The organism is Pseudomonas sp. PF05, assembly GCF_056521845.1.
In genome coordinates, this window is record NZ_JBWLPW010000007.1 from 272,728 (window position 1) to 294,660 (window position 21,933).

General features: G+C 59.8%; 20 protein-coding genes. 17 read left to right on the forward strand and 3 right to left on the reverse strand.

Annotated features, from left to right (window positions below; genetic code table 11):
- Window positions 1-19: 19 nt before the first annotated feature.
- A complete protein-coding gene (locus tag AC09SL_RS14470) occupies window positions 20-403 on the forward strand; it encodes a VOC family protein (protein WP_058546420.1) in 384 nt (127 codons plus the stop codon).
- Window positions 404-940: 537 nt separating this feature from the next.
- Here the strand turns inward: AC09SL_RS14470 and AC09SL_RS14475 are convergent.
- Window positions 941-1,726 carry a pyrroline-5-carboxylate reductase family protein gene (locus tag AC09SL_RS14475; protein ID WP_058546419.1) on the reverse strand — a complete coding sequence of 262 codons (786 nt, stop codon included), beginning with the start codon at window positions 1,724-1,726 and terminating at the stop codon, window positions 941-943.
- Window positions 1,716-2,420: a TetR/AcrR family transcriptional regulator gene (locus AC09SL_RS14480; protein WP_058546418.1), complete on the reverse strand. Its 705-nt coding sequence runs from the start codon at window positions 2,418-2,420 to the stop codon at window positions 1,716-1,718. Before AC09SL_RS14480 ends, AC09SL_RS14475 begins: the two co-directional genes overlap by 11 nt.
- A 464-nt stretch (window positions 2,421-2,884) precedes the next feature.
- On the opposite strand from AC09SL_RS14480, the gene choW reads away from it, so the two are divergent.
- The 6 genes from choW to AC09SL_RS14510 all read left to right on the forward strand — a co-directional run bounded on the left by choW (window position 2,885) and on the right by AC09SL_RS14510 (window position 9,465).
- Window positions 2,885-3,733, forward strand: a complete 849-nt coding sequence (choW, locus tag AC09SL_RS14485) for a choline ABC transporter permease subunit (RefSeq protein WP_058546417.1) — start codon at window positions 2,885-2,887, stop codon at window positions 3,731-3,733.
- On the forward strand, window positions 3,730-4,953 hold the full coding sequence (choV, locus tag AC09SL_RS14490) for a choline ABC transporter ATP-binding protein (protein WP_064106938.1): 1,224 nt from the start codon (window positions 3,730-3,732) through the stop codon (window positions 4,951-4,953). Before choW ends, choV begins: the two co-directional genes overlap by 4 nt.
- Window positions 4,954-4,983: 30 nt before the next feature.
- The gene (locus tag AC09SL_RS14495) at window positions 4,984-5,922 is read left to right on the forward strand and encodes a LysR substrate-binding domain-containing protein (RefSeq protein WP_058545963.1); all 939 of its coding nucleotides are present in this window, start codon (window positions 4,984-4,986) and stop codon (window positions 5,920-5,922) included.
- A 138-nt stretch (window positions 5,923-6,060) separates the two neighbouring features.
- Entirely contained in the window at window positions 6,061-7,317 is a 1,257-nt protein-coding gene (locus tag AC09SL_RS14500) for an aromatic ring-hydroxylating oxygenase subunit alpha (RefSeq protein WP_058545964.1), read from the forward strand.
- A 9-nt stretch (window positions 7,318-7,326) separates the two neighbouring features.
- A complete protein-coding gene (locus AC09SL_RS14505; protein WP_058545968.1) occupies window positions 7,327-8,463 on the forward strand; it encodes an FAD-binding oxidoreductase in 1,137 nt (378 codons plus the stop codon).
- Between the two features lie 87 nt (window positions 8,464-8,550).
- Complete coding sequence (locus AC09SL_RS14510) at window positions 8,551-9,465, forward strand: LysR substrate-binding domain-containing protein (protein WP_058545965.1); 915 nt, start codon at window positions 8,551-8,553, stop codon at window positions 9,463-9,465.
- A gap of 13 nt (window positions 9,466-9,478) precedes the next feature.
- Here the strand turns inward: AC09SL_RS14510 and AC09SL_RS14515 are convergent, their stop codons facing one another.
- Complete coding sequence (locus AC09SL_RS14515; protein WP_058545966.1) at window positions 9,479-9,919, reverse strand: hotdog fold domain-containing protein; 441 nt, start codon at window positions 9,917-9,919, stop codon at window positions 9,479-9,481.
- A 162-nt stretch (window positions 9,920-10,081) separates the two neighbouring features.
- Between AC09SL_RS14515 and AC09SL_RS14520 the strand changes: the two genes are divergently transcribed.
- The 10 genes from AC09SL_RS14520 (at window position 10,082) to AC09SL_RS14565 (ending at window position 21,746) form a co-directional block, all read left to right on the forward strand.
- Window positions 10,082-10,702 carry a TetR/AcrR family transcriptional regulator gene (locus AC09SL_RS14520; RefSeq protein ID WP_058545967.1) on the forward strand — a complete coding sequence of 207 codons (621 nt, stop codon included), beginning with the start codon at window positions 10,082-10,084 and terminating at the stop codon, window positions 10,700-10,702.
- Window positions 10,703-10,846: 144 nt separating this feature from the next.
- Window positions 10,847-11,839 (forward strand): SphA family protein, encoded by a 993-nt coding sequence (locus AC09SL_RS14525; protein ID WP_064106939.1) that lies wholly within the window; start codon window positions 10,847-10,849, stop codon window positions 11,837-11,839.
- A gap of 55 nt (window positions 11,840-11,894) precedes the next feature.
- Window positions 11,895-13,115 (forward strand): MFS transporter, encoded by a 1,221-nt coding sequence (locus AC09SL_RS14530; RefSeq protein WP_058542438.1) that lies wholly within the window; start codon window positions 11,895-11,897, stop codon window positions 13,113-13,115.
- 9 nt (window positions 13,116-13,124) lie between these two features.
- Window positions 13,125-14,573, forward strand: a complete 1,449-nt coding sequence (locus tag AC09SL_RS14535) for a carotenoid oxygenase family protein (protein ID WP_058542439.1) — start codon at window positions 13,125-13,127, stop codon at window positions 14,571-14,573.
- 318 nt (window positions 14,574-14,891) lie between these two features.
- On the forward strand, window positions 14,892-15,743 hold the full coding sequence (locus tag AC09SL_RS14540; protein ID WP_058542440.1) for a fumarylacetoacetate hydrolase family protein: 852 nt from the start codon (window positions 14,892-14,894) through the stop codon (window positions 15,741-15,743).
- 2 nt (window positions 15,744-15,745) lie between these two features.
- Window positions 15,746-16,567, forward strand: coding sequence for an IclR family transcriptional regulator (locus AC09SL_RS14545; RefSeq protein ID WP_058542441.1), 822 nt, complete (start codon window positions 15,746-15,748; stop codon window positions 16,565-16,567).
- Window positions 16,568-16,588: 21 nt separating this feature from the next.
- A complete protein-coding gene (locus AC09SL_RS14550; RefSeq protein WP_058542442.1) occupies window positions 16,589-18,235 on the forward strand; it encodes a bifunctional 3-(3-hydroxy-phenyl)propionate/3-hydroxycinnamic acid hydroxylase in 1,647 nt (548 codons plus the stop codon).
- Window positions 18,236-18,257: 22 nt separating this feature from the next.
- Window positions 18,258-19,106: a VOC family protein gene (locus AC09SL_RS14555; protein ID WP_058542443.1), complete on the forward strand. Its 849-nt coding sequence runs from the start codon at window positions 18,258-18,260 to the stop codon at window positions 19,104-19,106.
- A gap of 74 nt (window positions 19,107-19,180) precedes the next feature.
- Window positions 19,181-20,659 (forward strand): aldehyde dehydrogenase family protein, encoded by a 1,479-nt coding sequence (locus AC09SL_RS14560; RefSeq protein ID WP_064106940.1) that lies wholly within the window; start codon window positions 19,181-19,183, stop codon window positions 20,657-20,659.
- Window positions 20,660-20,747: 88 nt separating this feature from the next.
- Window positions 20,748-21,746 (forward strand): helix-turn-helix domain-containing protein, encoded by a 999-nt coding sequence (locus AC09SL_RS14565; protein WP_058544524.1) that lies wholly within the window; start codon window positions 20,748-20,750, stop codon window positions 21,744-21,746.
- Window positions 21,747-21,933 lie beyond the last annotated feature (187 nt).

A 21,933-nucleotide genomic window follows, 5' to 3' on the forward strand; every position in this document is an offset into this window, starting at 1 on the left:
CCATAGAAAGGAAACCAAGATGTCTGTTTTTACCCATGTCACCGTCGGCACCAACAACCTGGCAAAAGCACGTGCGTTTTATGATGCCACCTTGAAGGAGATCGGCCTCAAGCGTGTTGCCGATCTCAACGATGCCGGTTCCATCTGGGGCGTTGATAAGCCTTCGTTCTTTGTACTCAACCCGGCCAATGGCAGTCCGGCGACCCTTGGTAACGGTGTTACGGTGAGCTTCGAGGCACCGAACCGTGCTGCGGTTCTGGCGTTCCATACAGCGGCATTGGCGAACGGTGGCGTATGTGAAGGCCTGCCGGGTCCGCGTGGCTGGGCGGACAATGCCTATGCAGCTTATGCACGGGATCTGGATGGAAACAAGCTGGCGGTGTATTGCTTCAAGGCTGAATAGGATTTGAGGTTGGCTTGAGGAAAACGGCGCCTTTCGTTTTTTGGAGGAGTGCCTTTTTTTATCTGGGGGTGGGGTGAATATCCGTTGCTGCGGTAGCGGCGGCTGGCGGTTCCGCTCTTACAGCGGCTCACTTTTGGAAGAGCGCCAAAAGTAAGCAAAAGCGCTTTGCCCCACCACTCGGCACCTCGCCTAGGCTCGGTGTGCCTGAACGAAGGCATTGCTCCGTGGGCCCGCCGCGAAGGGCCATCCATGGCCCAGCGCAGCTATCCCGGCATCCATGCCGGGATGCCCACTCCACAACACCTCCGTTCAGCCATCGTGGTTAACGGGGCGCCCCAGATCAAGATCAAAAGCGAGGCGGCCTAACAGCCGACCTGTTTTTTGATGAGACCGTGTTTCCCCTGTGTCGTGTCCAGATGCTGTGAACACCCGAAACCCTTTGTGTTGGACATGGATGTTGTGTCCGCTGAAGATCGAATGTGGGAGCGAGCCTGCTCGCGATGCGGTGGTGGCCGTTACCCGACCCCGATCGTTTTATCAGGCTTGAAGCCCCTTGCGGGCAACCGCAGCACCTGCTTGCAACGCCCTTCCAACCTGCTCTTCGAAATGCCCCTGGGTCATCGCCTGCAAGGCGGCGGCCGTTACACCGCGGTAGGCCACCAAGGCATCGATCATCTGCAGGGCATCACGGTTGGCCAGCAGTTGGCTGCTGTTGACCACGACATTTTTCGCGGCAAGCTGCGCGATATCACCAGGTATACCGGCCAGCATTGCCTGATTGGTCAGCGCCGTCATCAACAAGGCCGGAAAGGCCGGGCCGGTGCCTGAGAGTGCTGAGAGATAATCGATGAAGCCTTCTTCCTGGACTTCAGCAGCGGTGCCCACACATTCAAACAGGCGCTGCACGAGGCTTTTCGTGGTCGCCTCTACTCCGCCCGAACAATACCAGGGCGTAAAGGACTGCTCGATTTCCACCGCCGCATTGGGCATCGCCCGTACGACTGCCGAAGCCATAGTCTGTGTAGCAATTGCCTGTGCCGTGATGCCGGCCATCAAGGAGATCACGGTTTTGCCCGTCGCATTGATGTTCAAGCTGGCGAACTGCTCGGGGCGAACCGCGATGATCACGACCGCGCTGCGATCCACCAGGTCCTGGTTGTCCGTGACCAGGCTGGCACCTTGTTGGACCAACGGGTGGTCTCCCGAACGATTGGAAATGATCAGGTTTGCGGACGGCACCAGTCCCTTCGCCAGGACGGCCTTGGCAATCGCGCCGCCCAGCCAGCCGGTTCCGCCAATGATTCCCAAGGTCTCATTGATCATCGCCGTTACCTTCGAACGTGTCCGTCAAGGGAACAAAGACCCCGGGTTCTTTTTCGGCATAGCCAAACTTTCCATAGAAACGATCCAGCTCACGCTGCTTGGGGACTTTGCCGGTGAAGATGCTCACGTAATGAGGAATGCGCTGGAAACGCACGGTAATCAGCTCACTCGTATTCATGGTGATGTAGCCGATCTGCGTCAGATAAATCGTTCGGGCCCGGGTATCAGCGCCTTGGGTGTCGTAGCCAAAGCGCTTGAACATGCTCGCCAGGGCGTTCATGCGCTGCTCGTCTACCGCAGCGACCTCTTGAGCCACTTCAGCGGACTGCAGCGCCCAGCTGCGCACGGCAAACTCGAATTGCGAGTCGAACAACTGTGGGTTGAGCCAGCACTCGAACACATTCAGGATCGCTTCGGAGATGCTTTCGGCATAGCTTTCACATTGCCGTATCAAGCCCCCCGTATTGGTCTCTCGCCAACGCGACAGCAACGCCGCCAGCAGTTGCTCGCGATCCTCGAAGAACCAGTAGAAGCTGGTGCGTGACAAGCCCAGGCGCTTGGCCAGCGGCATGACCCGGACCGCATCGATGCCCGACTCCTTGAGGGCCTCGTAGGCCGCTTCCAGCCAACCCTCTGGCGAGCCCCGCCAGCCTGCGTCCTGAGCCTTGCCACGTGCCTTCCCTACCTGGGACATCCTGCTTACCTTCTTTAAATATGCGTAGCGCGAATGTACTCGGATGACCGTCAAATGTACACCTGAGTACATTTGATTGACTTTCTCGACTTAGACTTCGTTGAAGTTGCAGATCATTAATGACAAGAACTCATGAGTCGCGGACATAAAATGATTTGTCAGCAAAAGGCACCTGAATAACCATCTCCCACAGGCAACGGACTCCAAACCAAAACAACAACGAGCCGCCATCATGAATCTTGCAGTGCACACCTCTGAAAGACACTCGACACCCGGCCAAAGAATGCCGGGGCGACTGGCTTTGACACACGCTTCTTCTGTTACTCATCCCCTGCCCAAATCTCGATAACTGCTTACGCGACGCCTCGCGCCGTCGCTTTGTGTTGCCTGCAAAACCTGGCACACGAAGCCGCGTCCGGGCGGTTGCTGGCGTGCTGTTTCTTTCCATCAGCCGGATTAGTGATATGTGGATTACACAAGAGAAGCTTCCACTGGGCGAATACATCGCCCGGTATGTCGAATGGTTGACTCAACATGGCGCCGATATTTTCGACGCCATATCGTTATCCTTGTCTGGCGTCATCACCGCATTGACCAACGCGCTCCTTTGGTTCAACCCCTTGGCGTTGATCGCCGTATTTGCCCTGCTGGCCTATTACATCCAACGCAAGGTGAGCCTCACCCTCTTCGTGGCCCTCTCGTTCCTGCTGATCTTCAATCTCGGTTACTGGCAGGAGACCATGGAGACCCTTGCCCAAGTGACCTTCGCCACACTCGTGTGCGTAGTCATCGGCGTACCGCTGGGCATCGTCGCGGCGCATCGACCCTGGTTCTATATGGCCTTGCGGCCAGTCCTCGACCTGATGCAGACCGTGCCCACCTTCGTCTATCTGATCCCTACCCTGACCCTTTTCGGCCTGGGAGTGGTCCCAGGCCTGATATCCACCGTGGTATTCGCCATCGCCGCCCCTATTCGCCTGACCTACCTGGGCATCTGTGATGTACCCGAAGAGTTGATGGATGCCGGCAAGGCCTTTGGCTGTTCGCGCCGCCAATTGTTGGCGCGCATCGAACTGCCCCACGCCATGCCCAGCATCGCCGCCGGCATTACCCAGTGCATCATGCTGTCGCTGTCCATGGTGGTGATCGCCGCACTGGTGGGTGCCGACGGCCTGGGCAAACCCGTGGTCAATGCGCTGAACACCGCCGATATCTCGATGGGTTTTGAAGCCGGCCTGGCGATCGTGCTGCTGGCCATCATCCTCGACCGAATCTGCAAACAACGTGAAGCCGTGAAAAGAGGTGACGTATGAGCATCATCCGTTTTGAAGACGTCGACGTCATCTTCTCTGCCCGTCCGAAGCCCGCCCTGGATCTACTCGACCAAGGTTTTTCGCGCCCGGAGATTCTTCAGAAAACCGGTTTGATCGTCGGCGTGGAGAAAGCCAACCTGGAGATCAACAAGGGGGAAATCTGCGTGCTCATGGGCCTGTCCGGCTCCGGCAAATCCAGCCTGCTGCGCTGCATCAACGGCCTGAACACCGTCAGCCGCGGCAAGCTGTTCGTCGAACACGAAGGCCGGCAGATCGACATCGCCTCCTGTACCCCCGCCGAACTGAAGATGATGCGCACCCAGCGCATCGCCATGGTGTTCCAGAAGTTCGCCCTGATGCCCTGGCTGACGGTGCGCGAGAACATCAGTTTCGGTCTGGAAATGCAGGGCCGGTCGGAAAAGGAATGCCGCACACTGGTGGATGAAAAACTCGAACTGGTGGGCCTGACCCAGTGGCGCAACAAGAAGCCTGACGAATTGTCCGGCGGCATGCAGCAACGGGTCGGCCTGGCCCGCGCCCTGGCGATGGACGCCGACATCCTGCTGATGGACGAACCGTTCTCGGCCCTCGACCCGTTGATTCGCCAAGGCCTGCAAGATGAGTTGCTCGATCTGCAGCGCAAATTGCACAAGACCATCGTGTTCGTCAGCCATGACCTGGACGAAGCCCTGAAGCTGGGCACGCGCATCGCCATCATGAAAGACGGCAAGATCATCCAGTACAGCAAACCCGAAGAGATCGTGCTGAACCCAGCCGACGACTACGTGCGTAACTTCGTCGCCCACACCAACCCGTTGAATGTGCTGTGTGCGAAAAGCTTGATGACCCCGCTGGAGCAGTGCGTCGTCGCCCGCGGCGAATATTGCCTGGATACTGCTCAAAACCTATGGATGATAGTGAACCCGCAGCGTCATTTGACCAGCCTTCGAAAAGGCGTCACGACAGCGCACGTCCAACCATGGAGTCCGGCCCAGCAAATCGAGACCTTGGCACGACAACCGACTTGCGTGCCACCGGCGACCACCATGCGCGACGCCCTGCAGATTCGCTACGAAACGGGCCACCCCCTGATCGTGCAGGACGAGGCCGGTACCGTCCTGGGCATATTGGGCGATGGCGAACTGTATCGGGCACTGCTGGGGCACAACCTGTCGCACCCCACGCTTTCTGAACCCGCAAGAGAATCTTCGGTGGCTTGATTCACCAGGCAGCAACCTCGGAATACACCTATGCAACCCAGCGTTATCGATAAAAAGGTCAAGGGCTATCGGCGGTTGATACCGTCGATGACGGCGTTGCTGGAATTCGAAGCCGTGGCGCGATTGGCCAGTTTCACCCTGGCCGCCCAAGAACTGGGCGTGACCCAGGCGGCCGTCAGCAAGCAAATCCGATTGTTGGAAGATACCCTGGGGACCAAGCTGTTCCATCGACTTCATCGGGCGATCAAGCTGACTCATGAAGGCTACGTCCTGCACCTGGTCGTCGCAGAGTCCATTCATCGCATGGCCAGTGTCTTCGACAAAATCGCCGAGGGCATTGGTGAGCAAGAGATCACCATTGCCTGCACGGAGGCGTTCTCTCACTTGAGGATACTCCCCAGATTGATCGCTCTGCGCACGCTGCAACCGAAGTTGAAATTGCGCCTGATGACGCAGCAGGTCTCGCCAAGTTCATATCGGGATGACGTCGACCTGGCCATCCGTTTCGGCAATGGAAAATGGGAAGATGGCAGTTCGGTTTTCCTGTTCGATGAAGAAGTGTTTCCCGTTTGCTCGCCAGCCTGGCTCGCCGCCAACCCGGCACCTTCAGCCATTGCCGATTTTCTGGACACGGCGCTGATTGACTCCGATTCCACCCTTGAAGGCTGGATGACCTGGAACCGTTGGTGCCGGGAACTGGGCGATATGCGCCCCAAGCTCAACTATTCATTTCGCTGCAGTTCCTACAACGATGCGATCCAGGCGGCCATTCAAGGCCACGGCATTGCACTGGGATGGAGTCGACTGATCGCGCACCGCCTCAACAGTGGCGAACTGATCAGAATCACGCCCTACGTGGTCAAGCCAAAAGACGCTTATTACCTGGTCATTCCGAGCGGTCGAAAACTTGAGCCCATTACCCAGGCACTGGTCGATTGGCTGCGCGACGACAGTTATATAACTCACTGATAATCAACAGTTTTCAGTCAGCTTTCAGGCATAACGCAAAGTTATGCGAGCGTGAAAATAAAGCGCGTTGACGGTCTTATTCCACCTTTCCAAACTGTGCTCGCCGCCTGATCAATTTGAATGTGAGCGAGACCTATAATGACAATCAATGCCGTGAAGACCCATCGTGAACTTCTGGCCGACCGCACGCCCGGCCATGGCATGCCAGGCGGTTTGTTTGGTCGCCAGGATATTTTTGAAACCGACGTCGATATCTTTTTCACCAAACACTGGATTCTGGTGGGGGTCACCAGCGACATCCCCGAACCCGGTGATGTCTCGACCATCGACATTGGCAAATCCTCCATCCTCCTGGTGCGCGACGATGACGAGCACGTGCAAGCGTTTCGCAATGTCTGCCGGCACCGCGGGGCTCGCCTGAAACAGGCCGGCAAGTCGACAGTAGGCATGCTCGTCTGCCCCTACCATCAGTGGAGCTACGACCTGGACGGCAGCCTGAAACATGCGGCACACATGGGCCAGGACTTCGACCCTAACTGCAAAAGCCTGATCCCTGTGCACACTCGAGTCATCGGCACCCATGTCTTCGTCTGCCTGGGCGACGAACCACCAGAAGACATCCTGTACCTTGACCAGGTCATGACACCGCGTTTCGCCCAATACGACATTGCCCACTCGAAGATCGCCTACGAATCGGAAATCATCGAGAACGGCAATTGGAAACTGGTAATCGAGAATAACCGCGAGTGTTATCACTGCGCCGCCACCCACCCGGAATTGACCGCGTCTTTCCTGCCCGAAGATTTCGGTTTCTGCACCGATGGGCTGGGCGAGGATTCACTACAGGCACTGGCCGAATATCACCGCCGCAATGCCGACACCAAGACCAACTGGGAGAACGAAGGCTATATCTGCGATGCCGTCGAACACTTGGGTGAAGATGCCGTGACCCAGTTCCGCTCGCAACGACTGGCCATTGCCGGCAACGGCGAATCCCAGACCCTGGACACCCGCGTGGCGTGCACCCGGCTGTTCGGCGACCTCACCCGCCGCGACTTGGGCGACGTGCATCTTTGGACGCACAACTCCTGGACCCATGTCATGAGCGACCATGCCGTGGTCTCCTACATCATCCCCCTGGCGCCCGATAAAACCCTGGTGCGCACCAAATGGCTGGTCCATGCCGATGCCGTCGAAGGCGTCGACTACCAGGTGGATAAGCTGACCGAAGTCTGGGCGGCGACCAACCTGCAAGACGCCAACCTCGTCGGCATCACCCACAGCGGCACCCAGGATCCCGTCTACACACCCGGGCCGTTCTCAGCCTTTACCGAAACCTATGTCGACCAGTTCTCTCGCTGGTACGCGGCGCGTCTGGCCGCCCATGGCGTGTGAGGAATGAACATGACGACTTACGAAAACCCGGCACGCCCTGCAACTGCCAGCGTGGTTCAACGTTTTACCGACCCGACCACCTGGAGCACGTTCGGCTCGCAGTGGCACAGCGGTGAACAAAAAACCCTGCAATGCTGCGCTGTGCGCCAGGAAACCCATGACGTAAAAACCTTCATTTTTCGTTGTGCGGACTTCAGCGCACTGAGCTTCGAGCCCGGTCAATTCATCACGATCTCACCGGTCATTGGCGGGCAGAGCCTCTTGCGCTGCTACACCCTGTCGTCCTCCCCCACCCGGCCCTTTGCGTTTTCCATTACCGTCAAGCGCGTACCGGGGGGAACGGTATCGAACTGGCTGCATGACCACCTCAAGCCCGGCGACAGCCTGAAGGCGTCCGGCCCCGCGGGCAGCTTTACACCGGTCGGCCATCCTGCGACCAAGTTGTTGTACCTGTCGGCCGGTTCCGGCGTAACGCCCCTGATGTCCATGACCCGGGCCGCCTGCGACATGGCGGGCAACCTCGACATCGTTTTTGTGCACAGCGCCCGTACGCCCAACGACGTCATCTTCCACACAGAACTGACGCGTATGCAGGCCGCCATGCCGGGGCTGCGGGTCATCAGTGTTTGCGAAGGACCTGGCGACACCGCTCAATGGCAGCAACCGATAGGCCGGCTCGATTTGTCGTTGCTGAGCCAGCACGTGCCGGACTACAAGGAACGGGAAATCTTTACTTGCGGTCCCCTGGGCTACATGGAAGCGGTCAAGTCACTGCTCAGGGAAGCGGCGTTCGATTTCGCCCACTACCATCAGGAAAGCTTCGACATCACCGCACTGAATGAAGAACCGTTGATCGAGCAGGCCGCTACGCTCAATCAGCAGGACGTCTTCACCGTGACCCTGTCGCGCTCCGGAAAAACCTTCAGCATGCCGGGCAACCAGACCGTGCTGGCCGCCGCAAAGAAGGCCGGCGCCATCGTGCCCTCCTCTTGCAGCCAGGGCGTTTGTGGCACCTGCAAGACCGCCCTGCTACAGGGTACGGTCGAGATGAATCACAACGGCGGTATCCGGCAACGGGAAATCGACAAAGGCCTGCGCTTGCTGTGCTGCAGCAAGCCCACTTCTGACCTGGTCCTGGATCTTTAGCCTTGCATCGCGAATAAGGTAGTCACTGCACACTGGCTTCTGCACAATCTCCGTGCGCTTACCCTAATAAGACAGTGGCCCAGCCTGATGAAACTGCAACCCTTGCCGCCCCTCAACAGCCTGGTGGCATTCGAGGCCGCCGCCCGCCACTTGAGCTTCACCGTGGCGGCGCGCGAACTGAACGTCACCCAAGGCGCCATCAGCCGCCAGGTACGCTTGCTCGAAGACTACCTGGGCACGGCACTGTTCACCCGCACGACCCGCGAAATCAATCTCACCGCCACCGGCAGCCAGTATTACGAAAGCGTGCGCGATACGTTGCAGCAAATCGCCCAAGCCACGGCAGGCATACGTCACTGGCAAGGCGCGCAACAAGTCACCGTCGTCACCAGTACGGCGATGGCGTCGTTGTGGCTGCTGCCGCTGGTGTCGCAGTTCCAACGCCAGAATGAGGAGATTGACCTGCGCATCATCGCGACGGATCAAGTCAGTGATTTTTCCCGCCTGGACTGTGACCTGGCGCTGTATTACTGCAGCACGCCACCGAAAAACATGAAAGTCACGCCGCTGTTCAACGAAGAGATTTTCCCGGTGTGCAGCCCCGCCTATATGGCGCAGCACCCAGGGATCGAGACGCTGGAGCAGTTGGGGGGATGCACCTGGTTGTGGCTGGAAGACCAGCACCGGGACTGGATTGGCTGGAAAGAATGGTTCCAGCGCCTTGGCTACCCAGCGCCAGAACCTCGACGGCGCATCAATATCAACAACTACGCCATGCTGATCCAGTCGGCCCTGGCTGGCCAAGGGATCGCCCTTGCCTGGTCGGGCCTGCTCAGCAATCACTTGCAAACCGGCAACCTCGTGCGGCCGACGCAAGCCATCCTGCGCACCGACGCGCAGTTCTGCCTGCTGGAACCTCAAGGCCGGGCCCCGAACAGGCAAAGCGTCAACCGTTTCCGCCAGTGGCTGATGGCACATCTGGCAGAGACGATCGACGCTTGATGCGCCAGGCGACCTAGCCGACTTTCACATTCATGGTGATGCGCGCCGTGAAGACCTTCACCCCAGCCTCGTCGAAGATCTCGACCGGGACAATCTTGTCGCCCGAAGTCTGCCAGTCGATTTCGCTACCGTCGGCAATCGCATGGATGGCGGTCTTGGCCTTGGCCAAGTATTCGACAGTCATGCCTTTGGGAATCCAGCGCGCGCCGCTGGGGATGGACACCTCGGTCATCATGCCGCCCGCCAGTTCTGCCGCGTTGCACAGCGCAATCGCGTGAACGGACGCCAGGTGATTGGTGATCTCCTTGCGAAACGGCACCTTCACTTCACCGCGACCAGGGGTCAACACAGAAATTTCCGGGGTGATGGTGCCGAAATACGGTGCCATCTGGCAGGCCATATTGCTGAAAGCGGACGGGCCAACGCTTTGGTACATGCTGAGAGTCTGGCTCATGGGGATCTCGGGTCAGGTGGATTGAAGTCACGGACAGAACATCACTCCATTACAGAATATTGCTCTGTTACAGAACATTATTCTGTAAATACCCACCCTGTCAATCGCTCGTGCCGAGCCGTCGTTTCAATTACCATGGCCCCTTTTTGCCTGGGCCGAAAAATGGAACCTGTCGATCTCCTCGAGCGCTGCTACCCAGGGCGCCGTGCCGAGTCCAAGCGGCACATCCTGCGATGTGCCCTGGCGTTGTTTAATCAACAGGGCATAGAAGCGACCACCATCGACATCATCCGTGCCGAAAGCCAGATGAGCGTGGGGGCCATTTATCACCATTTCGTTAACAAGGAAGGCTTGGTCGCGGCGTTGTACATGACCGCCCTGGATGACCAGGCACAGCTCAGGGACCGCTACCTCAGCGCTGTCACGTCGACCAGGGAATGGGTCCACGCCTTGGTGTTCAGCTACGTGGATTGGGTGGTCAGCCAACCCGATTGGGCGCGGTTCCAGTACCAGGCTCGCTTTGCAGTCGCACGCAGCAGCTTCAACGAGCGGCTCGCCGAAGCGAATGTCGCCAGGAACGCCGCGCTCAAGCAATGGTTCAGCGACCCTGCCCACCAGCAGGATTTGCAGGACCTGCCTTTTGAGCTGATCCCGTCACTGATCATCGGTTCGGCGGAAAGCTATTGCCGCGCCTGGCTCTCGGCCCGCGTCAAACGCAGCCCGGAAGGCTACCGGCAGCAACTGGCCGAGGCCGCCTGGCGCGCCGTTGGCGTTGGCGGCTGAGCAGTTCGCTCCCGTTTCTCCCGGTTCATGGCGCTCCCAGTCAACTCTGGCCGCTGCGCACAAGCATCACCCATAACAGGGACTTAAAGTCGAAGTGCCAGGGGACATTCCCCCGCTCACAATTCCAAGAATAGAGCCACTTCAATGAGCCCGACCAAATCCCTGCCAGCGTGCCTGGCACTCAGCTTCGCGTCATTTGCCGCCCATGCAGCCGATGGCCCTCCTCCACCTTCCGTAAGCCAACCCAGCGGTATCAACCTGGGCGGCACCAGCTTTTACGACGGTTTTGCGGGACCACCCGGGCTGAATCACCAGACTTACCTGAAGTTCAGCACCGCCAGCAGCATCAGGACCAACGGCGGCAAGAAAAACGGCGCCTTCGATGACCCGAAGATCAACGTCATCACGCTGATCAATCAGTTGAGCTACTACTCACCCGAGACCATTGGAGGGGGGGCGCACCTGGGTTGGAGCCTATTGGTGCCCATCGTTTCCCTGGACGGCGACTTCGGTGACAACGGTTCCAAGCTCAAGGACAACGCCACTGGCCTGGGCGATGTCGCGGTCGGCCCCCAGATCCAGTTTGATCCGATCGTCGACGCCAGCGGTAGGCCGGTCTTCGTGCAGCGCATGGCTTTCGACGTCATCCTGCCGACGGGCAAATACGATAAACACAAAGACCTGAACCCAGGCTCCAACTATTTCTCCCTCAATCCCTACTGGGCAGCGACCTGGATGCCGGCACCCCGTTGGGAAGTGAGCTGGAGGCTGAACTATCTGTACAACTTCAAGAACGACGATCCGGCGAGCAGTTCGCAGCAGTTCTTTGAAGGGCAAGCGGTGCGCGACACCCAGTCAGGACAGTCGGCGTGGGCCAACTTCACCGCCTCGTACGAAGTGTTCCCGAAGGTCTCGGTGGGCATCAACGGCTACTACTTCCGGCAGATTTCGGATGACAAGGTCAACGGCAATACCCTGACTGACTCCCGGGAAAAAGTTCTGGGATTTGGCCCCGGTCTGTTCTGGAAAATCGCCGAAGACAAAGCGCTCTGGCTCAATACCTATAAAGAAACCGGCGTCGAAAATCGCTCCCGCGCGGATTACCAGGTGCAGGTTCGTTACGTCCACAAGTTCTGAATGGCGTGTACGCCTGCTCACCCATGAGCAGGCCCTTTACCCGAGGTGATGCTTCATGAATGCGCTCGACTCCATCGACAGCAAAAAATCATTGGGGGCCATCTGCCTGATGATGGTTATTTCCCTGGGGACACTGCAGATCCAGCCAATCCTGGGCGGTGCCTTGATCGACCAGCTCGGCCTGCCGCTCAATGCGATAGGCGCCATTTTCGCAGCCGAACTCATGGCGATGGCCATCGCCTGCGGCATCAGCGCCCTGTTCATGGCGAGCGTCGACCGGCGCCGCTTCGCCCTGGTGGCCTTGCTGATCCTGGCATTGGGTAACGTGCTGAGTACGCAACTGCACAGCCAGGCAGGGCTGCTCCTGTGCAGAATGATCTGCGGCGCAAGCGGTGGTGCGGTCATGGCCGTGGTCTATGCCAGCGCAGCGCTGCGCACGTCCAAGGACGCGACCTTCGCCGTCATCAACATCGGCAACCTGATGTGGGGAATGTTGCTGGTGACCTCCATGCCGTTGATCCTGAAATCATTCGGCGTGAACGGCGCTTTTTCCCTCTTGGCGATCACCAGTGTGCTCGCGGCGACGGGGTGCTGGAGGATACCCAAGCATTATCCGCAGGCACATCGTTTGGCCAACGTCTCGACACCGCCATTTGGTCTTACGTCCATCCTGTTGATCGTACTGTTTGCACTGCTGTTTTTCGGGCACTCCGCCCTCTGGGTCTATCAGGAACGCATCGGCAAAAGCATTGGCCTTGAACCGCAGCAGATTGGTGGCATTCTCGGCGGCAGCATCCTGGCCGGGGCGCTGGGGGCGGGTCTGGCGGGACTGATCGGACGGCGCCTGGGTTTGCTACTTCCGCAACTACTGAGCTTCGGCACAGCCTTGTTGGCCACCCTGATCATCGTCTACGGCGACAGTGCCGTGGCTTTTGCCACCACGGCCTGCCTGATTCATGTCGCATGGTTTTTCAGCCTGCCTTACCTGCTTTCCATGGCAGCCGAGCTGGACCCTTCCGGTCGACTGGCAGGTTTGGGTAACGCCGCCATTTTCGTTGGCCAAGGCCTCGGGCCGTTTGGTGCGGCACTGGTCGTCGGTGAGGGACACTTCCGGGCTGTCGGATGGCTGGCCGCCTCTGCCTATTTACTGGCGCTGGTCATTTCCTGCCTGGTGGTTGCGCGTTTTCGTCGAGACACCAAGCCCTCCGGGCCGGCAGTCCCCCCTCCAACCAGCCTGAAACCTCAACTTCAAAATCAACGAACAGCACATGAGTGAGATTGCCCCATGACTATTCCATTTCCTCAAACGTCTGAATTTTCCGGCGCACTCTATACGCCCAGTCGCGTAGAAGCAGAACTATTCGATCTTGAGGTTGAAGGCACCCTTCCCGCTGAGATCCGAGGAGCCTTTTATCAAGTCGCACCAGACCCCCAGTACCCACCGATGCTGGGCACCGATATCTTTTTCAACGGTGACGGCATGGTCACTGGCTTCTACTTTGCCAATGGCAAAGTCTCGATGCGACGCCGCTACGTGAAAACGGACCGTCTGATGGCCCAGCGTCGTGAAGGGCGTTCGCTCAACGGCGTCTATCGAAACCTCTACACCAATGACCCCCTCGCGGCGAAAAACAACACCACCGCCAACACCACCGTTATCCCTCACAACGGCGTCCTGCTGGCGCTCAAGGAAGATGCCCTGCCTTGGGCGATGGATCTCGAAACCCTGGAGACCCTCGGCGAATGGACCTTTGATGGGCAGATCAAAGCCGCGACATTCACCGCCCACCCCAAGCGCGATCCAGCGACAGGCAATCTCTTGGCCTTCAGCTATGAAGCCAAAGGCGACGGTACGCCCGACATTGTCTACTTCGAAATCTCGCCGGACGGAAAACTGCTGCACGAGATCTGGTTCCAGGCGCCTTATGCGGCCATGGTGCACGATTTTGCGGTGACCGAACGCTACGTCGTGTTCCCGTTGATTCCGTTGACGGTGGATGTCGAACGCATGAAAAACGGCGGGCCGCATTTCCAATGGCAACCGGACCTGCCTCAGCTGTTCGCCGTCGTGCCGCGCAACGGTAACGCGCAAGATGTGCGGTGGTTCAAGGGCCCCAAGGACAGTTTTCAGGGGCATACGCTCAATGCGTTCGATGAGGACGGCAAGGTGTATGTCGACATGCCGGTCACCGGCGGGAATGTTTTTTACTTCTTTCCCCAGGCGGACGGATATGTTCCACCGCCTGAAACCCTGGCTGCCAGCCTGATGCGCTGGACCTTTGACCTGAGCAGCCCCCAGGACGAGGTCGAACCGCAACCACTGACCGAGTACCCCTGCGAGTTTCCACGGTGTGATGATCGCTACATCGGTCGAAAGTACCAGCATGGTTTCCTGCTCGCCTTTGATCCTGAGCGCCCTTACAACCCGGCGAATGGGCCCATACCCTTTCAATTCTTCAACCTGCTGGTCCATTTGAACCTGAAGACGGGCAGCACCGACGCCTGGTTTCCCGGCGACAGCGGATGCTTCCAGGAACCGATCTTCATTCCGCGCTCGGCGGATGCAGAGGAAGCCGATGGCTACGTGGTTGCCCTGCTCAACCTCATCGCAGAGGGGCGCAGTGAGCTGGTCGTGCTGGATTCCCGTGACATGGCCAGCGGCCCCATCGCCCGCATCAGGATTCCCTTCCGGATGCGCATGTCGCTGCATGGCTGCTGGGCGCCAATCAATTAAACGCAAATCCCCTGCGGGAGCGGGCTTGCTCGCGAAGGCGGCGGTACAGTCGACATCGATGTCGCTTGTGACGCCGTCTTCGCGAGCAAGCCCGCTCCCACAGGGTTAGAGCCTTTTGCGCACCTCTCGCGGCCCAAGCCATCTGCGGTGGCTGCCTGCCTCCCCTCCCTTTGCTCCCCAAGTCCGCCAAAGGGACAGTCTCGCCAAAAAATACATAAATTCCATATTTTAGGATTTTTGTATAAATCCTACTTTACAGGATTTTATAGCAAGACTAGATTAACCCTCATTGCACCCGCCCTCTCCCCAGGAGCCTCCATGAAACTCGCAAGCTTTATTGTCCAAGGCCGTAGCAGCTACGGTGTGGTCGAAGGTGACCAAATCATCGACCTGGAATCGCTCAAGCCAACCCTTGGCAGCGATCTCAAGCAAGCCATCGCCCACAACCGCCTGAACGAACTGAGCGCTGCGCACCTGGCAAGTCTGCCGCGTATCCCCCTGGCTGAAGTGACGTTCCTGCCGGTGATCCCGAACCCGGGCAAAGTGCTGTGCATCGGCATCAACTACGCCACCCACGTGCGCGAAACCGGTCGGGAAATGCCGACCTATCCGATGATCTTTACCCGCTTCGCCGACAGCCAGGCCGCCCACCTGCAACCCATCGTTCGCCCGACCGCGTCCCACAAGCTTGATTTCGAGGGCGAGCTGGCGGTGGTGATCGGTAAAGCGGCCCGCCACGTCAAACTCGCCGACGCGTTGGACTACGTCGCCGGTTATGCCTGCTACAACGACGGCAGTGTCCGCGACTGGCAGAAGCACACCATTCAGTTCGTCCCCGGCAAGAACTTCCCGAACACCGGTGGTTTCGGCCCCTGGCTGGTGACCGGCGACGAAATCGGCGACCCGCAGGACCTGGAATTGACCACCCGCCTCAATGGCGAAGTGATGCAGCACACCCGCACCAGCGACATGATTTTCGATGTGCGCCAGCTGATCGAGTACTGCTCCACCTTCACCGAACTGGCCCCCGGTGACGTGATTGTCACCGGCACCACCGGTGGCGTCGGGGCGTTCCGCGAGCCGCCGGTGTGGATGAAGCCAGGCGATCAGGTGGAGGTCGAGATAGCTCGAATCGGCACCCTGCGCAACAGCATCGTGGACGAGCAGTAACCATGGAAAACCTACACACCCCTGCCCCCCTGCCCGAGCAGGAGGGCGACAGCAAAGGTTCGAGCCTGGAGCGCATGTTGCGGGTACTCGACCTGTTCACCGAACAGCACCCGATCTGGGCGGTGGACGACATGGGCGGCGCCTTGGGTTTTACCCGCTCGACGATCTACCGCTACGTGCGCGAATTGGCCGAGGCCAACCTGTTGTTCCAGGTCGAAGCCGGGCGTTATGCCCTGGGTGCGCGGATCATTACCTGGGACCGCCAACTGCGCCTGAGCGACCCCCTCGTACGCGCCGCGCAATCGCTTGAGCCCAGCTTCCCGCAGTGGAGCGAACATCAGGTCTGGCTGATCTGCCGACTGTTCAAGGACCAGGTCGTGTGCATTCACCAGCACGGCGACCTGTTCAGTGAGGTCAGCTACTCCCGTGGCTCGCCCAGGCCCCTGTTCCTGGGGGCGACGTCCAAGGCGATCCTTGCCAACATGACCTCGCGCCAACACAGCCAACTGTTTCTCGACCACCCCGAGGAAGTGCGCGCCAGTCAGCTTGGCCAGACCTGGGAGGCGTTTCGTCGCTCGCTGCAGCAACTGCGTCGCCAAGGCTACGTGGCCAGCGCAGGCGAAGTCGACGCGGGCGTCTATGGCCTGGCCGCGCCGATCTTCGACGGCGACGGCAAGGTCGTCGGCAGCATCAGTTGCGTGCGCCCGGTGCGAGAACGCGACAGTGCCCAGGAAGAGACACAAGGGCAGCAGATCCTTGCCCTGGCGCAGGAACTGTCGCAACGCATGGCTGCGCTCGCCAACCGCGCCAAGCCTCTGGGCTGAACCATCTGCAAGGGAATAACAATGACAACCCTCAAACGCATCAACACCCAGGTCCTGGTCGTCGGTGCCGGTCCTACCGGGCTGACCCTGGCCAACCTGCTCGGCCAAGCCGATGTGGACACCCTGATCATCGATCGCAAGCCGGGCACCGTGACCGAACCGCGGGCGGTTTCAATCGATGACGAATCCTTGCGCACCATGCAGGCCATCGGGCTGGATGCCGCCGTGCTGCGTGATGTCGTGCCTGGCTACGGCGTGCATTACTTCACCCGGCCTGGCGGTCGCTGCTTCGGCAAGGTCGAGCCGACCGGCAAGCTGTATGGGTTTCCCAAACGCAACGCCTTTCGCCAACCGCTGTTTGAAAACACCCTCAGGCTAGGCCTCGAACGCTTTGCCAACCTGACGGCTCGGTTCGGCCACGAGTTGGTGGAATTCAGCCAGGACCCACACGGCGTGTGCGCGCTGGTGCGTGACGCCGAAGGGCAACTGTTGGAAGTCCACGCGGCTTACCTGGTGGCCTGCGACGGCGGTCGTAGCCCGGTGCGCAAGCAACTCGGGATCGAGATGGTCGGTTCGAGCTTCTCCTCGCGCTGGCTGGTGGTCGATACCGACCAGGACGACGACCCCTTCTGGCAGACCCGCGTGTATTGCGACGCCAGGCGTCCGGTGGTGGAAGTGCCCGGCCCTCACCGTACGCGCCGATTCGAGTTCCTGCTCAAGCCCGATGAAACGGACGAACAGGTGCTCGACGAAAACTGCCTGCAAGCATTGTTGCGCCCGTTCAAGGGGGACACGCCGGTTTCCATCGTGCGCAAGACGGTCTACACCTTCCACGCCCGGGTTGCCGAGCGGTGGCAGGTGCAGCGGGTGTTTCTTGCCGGCGACGCCGCGCACCTGACCCCGCCCTATGCCGGGCAAGGCATGAACAGCGGCGTTCGCGATGCCCACAACCTGGGCTGGAAGCTGGTCGGCGTGCTGAAGGGGAAGATGGCGCAAGGCGCACTGCTGTCCTACGAAAGCGAGCGTCGTGATCATGCGTGGGCCTTGATCAAGTTGGCTTTGAACCTCGGCGTGGTCATGGCACCGGCCACCGTCCTGCGTGCCCGCCTGATCAGTGGGGCATTCGCCTTGATCGGCCTGTTGCCGCCGTTGCGCGATTATTTCCTGCAAATGCGCTTCAAGCCCAAACCCCGCTTCACCCGGGGGCTGGTGCTGACCGAGGGGCAAGCCGGCACGTTGTCCTGCGGACAGATGTTCCCGCAACCGATGCTCACCGACGCCCACGGCCAAGAACGCCTGCTCGATGACGCCATCGGCGCCGACTTCGCCTTGATTCAATACGGCGACCCGTCCCGCCAGCGTATCGATGAACTCCAGCATGGCCTCTGGAGCCACCTCGAAGCCAGACGCATCCTGATCCTGCCCGAGTCTGTCCAGGCCATGCCGTCGATCCCCGGCTGCACGGTGCTCCAGGACCGTGAAGGCCAGCTCAAATCCCTGCTGGGCGATTCACAGCCGTTCCTGCTGCTGCGCCCGGATCGCTATATCGCCGCGATTTTCGACAAGGCTACCGAAACCCGGGCCGCCGAATCTCTGCAATCGCTGTTCGGCATCGCCGTGGCCCACAGCAGCGCGATCGAGCCGAGCATCGCGCCCGTCTTTCATTGAACCTTCAAGCACAGAGGTGGTTATGCAAACACTCCAGACTTCCACACCTGCACGCCTGTGCTACCTGCACCTGGCGAGCAAGGACGCGCAACGGCAAATCGATTTCTATCGGCGGATGCTGGATATGGACTGCCAGGCGCAAGCCGATGGCAGCTGGATGCTCAGCGGCCCGCAACGCGCCATGCTCGTGTCCCCCGCCGACCACAGCGGCCTGCTCGCGGCGGCGTTCGACCTGGGCAGTCAGCCTCGACTGCAGGCGCTGCGGGTTCGCCTGCTCGGCAACGGTTGCGTCATCGAAGAGGTCGACTCGCCGCTGCTCGAAGCGGGGGCTTTCCTGATTCGTGATCCCCAGGGCCGGCAAACGATATTTGGCGTCGCTCACCCCGCTCTCCAGGCCTCTGGCCTAGGCATGCCCGGGCGCTTGCAGCACGTGGTGTTCCAGACCACGGAGCTGGAAGCGATGATCGATTTCTACGTCAACACGGTGGGCTTCACTGTTTCGGACAATGTCGTGGATGAGCAGACCGGCCAACTCATGACGTGCTTCCTGCGCTCGGACGACGAGCACCACACCTTGGCGTTTTTCCGCGGTTCGAAAAACGAGTGGGACCACCACTGTTACGAAACCAACGAATGGAATGACATCCGCGACTGGGGTGATCGCTTCGCCGAGGAACGCATCACCATTTTCTTCGGGCCCGGCCGACATGGGCCGGGCAACAACCTGTTCTTCATGGTGGTCGATGCCGATCGCAACCGCCTGGAGTTCTCGGCGGAGCTGGAAGTCACTGATGCCAGCCGCCAGCCCGGTGTCTGGGCACAGGAGGAATACACACTCAATTCCTGGGGCCGCGCCTGGATCAGGAGCTGAGCAGTTTCCCCCCTCGGCGTTTGCACCCTTAATTTCTGAACGAGGCGACCACCTGCCTCTAAAGGTAAAAGACCATGACGACTCAATCGCTCGCGCCCTACGCCATCAATGGCGACCAATACATCAACGGCACCTGGCGTGCAGGGCGCTCCGCACGCCGCCTGGACGACCGCAACCCCTTCAATGGCGAACAGCTGCTGGAGATGCCCCTGGCCTCGATTGCCGATCTCGACGACGCCTATCAGGCCGCGCACCAGGCTCAGGCAGCCTGGGCACAGCTGCACCCCACCCAGCGCGGTGCACAACTTGAAAAGCTCGCCCAGGTCATCCAGAACCGCCGTGAAGAAATCATCGACTGGCTGATCCACGAGTCCGGCAGCACCCGGATCAAGGCGAGCATGGAATGGCAATTCACGCTGAACCTGGTCCGCGAATGCACGACGATGCCGATGCAGGTCGAAGGTCGGATCCTGACCAGCTACAAGCCCGGCGAACAGAGTTTTGTCTTCCGTGAACCCTTGGGTGTGGTGGGCGTGATCAGCCCATGGAATTTCCCGCTGTACCTGAGCATGCGCTCGGTGGTGCCGGCACTGGCCCTGGGCAACACGATCGTGCTCAAGCCCGCCAGCGACACAGCGGTGACCGGCGGTCTGCTGATTGCCCACCTGTTCGAAGAAGCCGGCTTCCCCGAGGGTTCACTCAACGTCGTGGTCGGCGCAGGCTCGGAAATCGGCGATGCCTTTGTCGAGCACCCGGTGCCGAGCCTGATTTCCTTCACCGGTTCGACGGATGTGGGACGCAATGTCGGCCGTATTGCCACCGGGGGCAAACACATCAAGCGCGTGGCCCTGGAACTGGGCGGCAACGCGCCGCTGGTGGTGCTGGATGACGCCGACATTGAAGTTGCGGCGCACGCCGCGGTGGTCGGGCGTTTCCTGCACCAGGGGCAGATCTGCATGAGCGTCAACCGGGTGATCGTCGACCGCTCGCTGTATGCCGATTTCGCGGCGCTGGTGGTGGAGCGCGTGCGCAACCTCAAGACGGGTGACCCGACCAAGGCAGACACGGTGATCGGGCCAGTGGTCAATCAGAGCCAGCTCGATGGCCTGCTGCGTAAGCTCGATGGCGCCCGGAATGCCGGCCTCAAGCAGCTTTGCGGCGGCCCGGCCTCCGGGCTGGTGCTGCCGGCCCATGTGTTCGGTGAAGTGGAAGCCGATCAGGAGCTGGCCCGCGATGAAACGTTCGGCCCCCTGCTGCCGCTGCTGGTCGCAGAAAACGAAACCCATGCATTGGCGTTGGCGAACGCCAGCGAGTATGGCCTGTCCAGCGCCGTGTTCACCCGGGACATGGCCCGCGGCTTGAACTTCGCCCGCGGCATTGTGGCGGGCATGACCCATATCAACGACATCACCGTCGATGACCAACCCAATGCCCCGTTCGGCGGTGAGAAGAATTCCGGCCTCGGTCGCTTCAACGGTCACTATGCCCTGGATGAGTTTACCCGTGCCCATTGGGTGACCTGGCAGCCCGGAGGCCATCACTACCCGTTCTGAGCCTGTGGCAAACCTGATCAGACCCGGATCGGGCAAGTCGACCCCTTTGCCCGATCCACAGGAAAACAATAATAAATAGAGGCGAAAAATGAACCATTTAGCCTGCGTGTCCACCGAGCAAGTTGTTCGCTCCGATCGCCTGATGAAGTGGAAGGAGTTCATGAGCGATCACCTGGGGCGCACGCCGGACTATATAAAACGGCTGGAATCGACGTTCATCGACCCGCTGCATGACACTAACTTCCAGGGACGGCTGGAGTACGGTGACTTGGGCCAACTGCGTTTCTGTCGGATGACCGCCAGCGCCCATCGATATTCGCGCCACCTGAGCAAAGCGGTCGACGCCCTCGACACACCGCGCATGTTGATCATGCAGGTGGCGGGTGTCAGTCATTTCGAGCAGGGCCAGCAAAGCAGCGTGCTGGCCCCTGACGAAATGCTCCTGGTCGACTGCGGCAAACCTTTCAACGTGACCAGCACGCAGGGTTGCGAACATTTCATCCTCCTGTTCCAAGGGGCACCCGGGCAGCCGGGGCAAACAGGCGACATGCACCTCAACGGTCGCAATGGACTGGGGCGGATGCTCATGCACCTGATCAGCGATGCCTACAACCAATACCCCTTGCTGAACAACCATTCGGCCGGGCTGATCGGCGACAGCATCACCGGGCTGCTGGATAACGCGCTGAAGAACAAACAGGAAGAAAAGCAACTCGAACACGACTTCCGCTTCTTCAAGCAGAACCGCCTCAAGGCGTACATCGAACGCCACTTGGCCGACCGCGACCTGACCATCGAACGCATCGCCAACGCCGAACAATGCTCGGTACGCAGCCTGCACCGCGCCTTCCAGGATGAACTGGGGTGCAGTGTCAGCGAATACATCTGGCAGCGGCGCCTATCCCGTTGTGCCGAAGACCTGCGCAACCGGGAACATGCCCACCGCTCGCTCACCGAGATCGCCTACGCCTGGGGTTATGGCAGCAGTTCCCACTTCAGCCGACATTTCAAATCGACGTTCGGCATGTCACCCAGGCTGTTCCGCGACACCGCGAGCGACAGCCGAGAGAAATCGACAGCGGCTTGAGCCTGTTTCCAATTCCTATGGTTCACCATTGCCCTGTGGGAGCTGGATTCGGTGCTCACCACAAATCTTCTGTGGGAGCTGAGCTTGCTCCCACGGGGCGCTCCGGGGAGGCATGGGTCCGATGCTCACCACCGATCCCTGTGGGAGCTGAGCTTGCTCCCACGGGGCGCTCCGGGGAGGCGCGGGG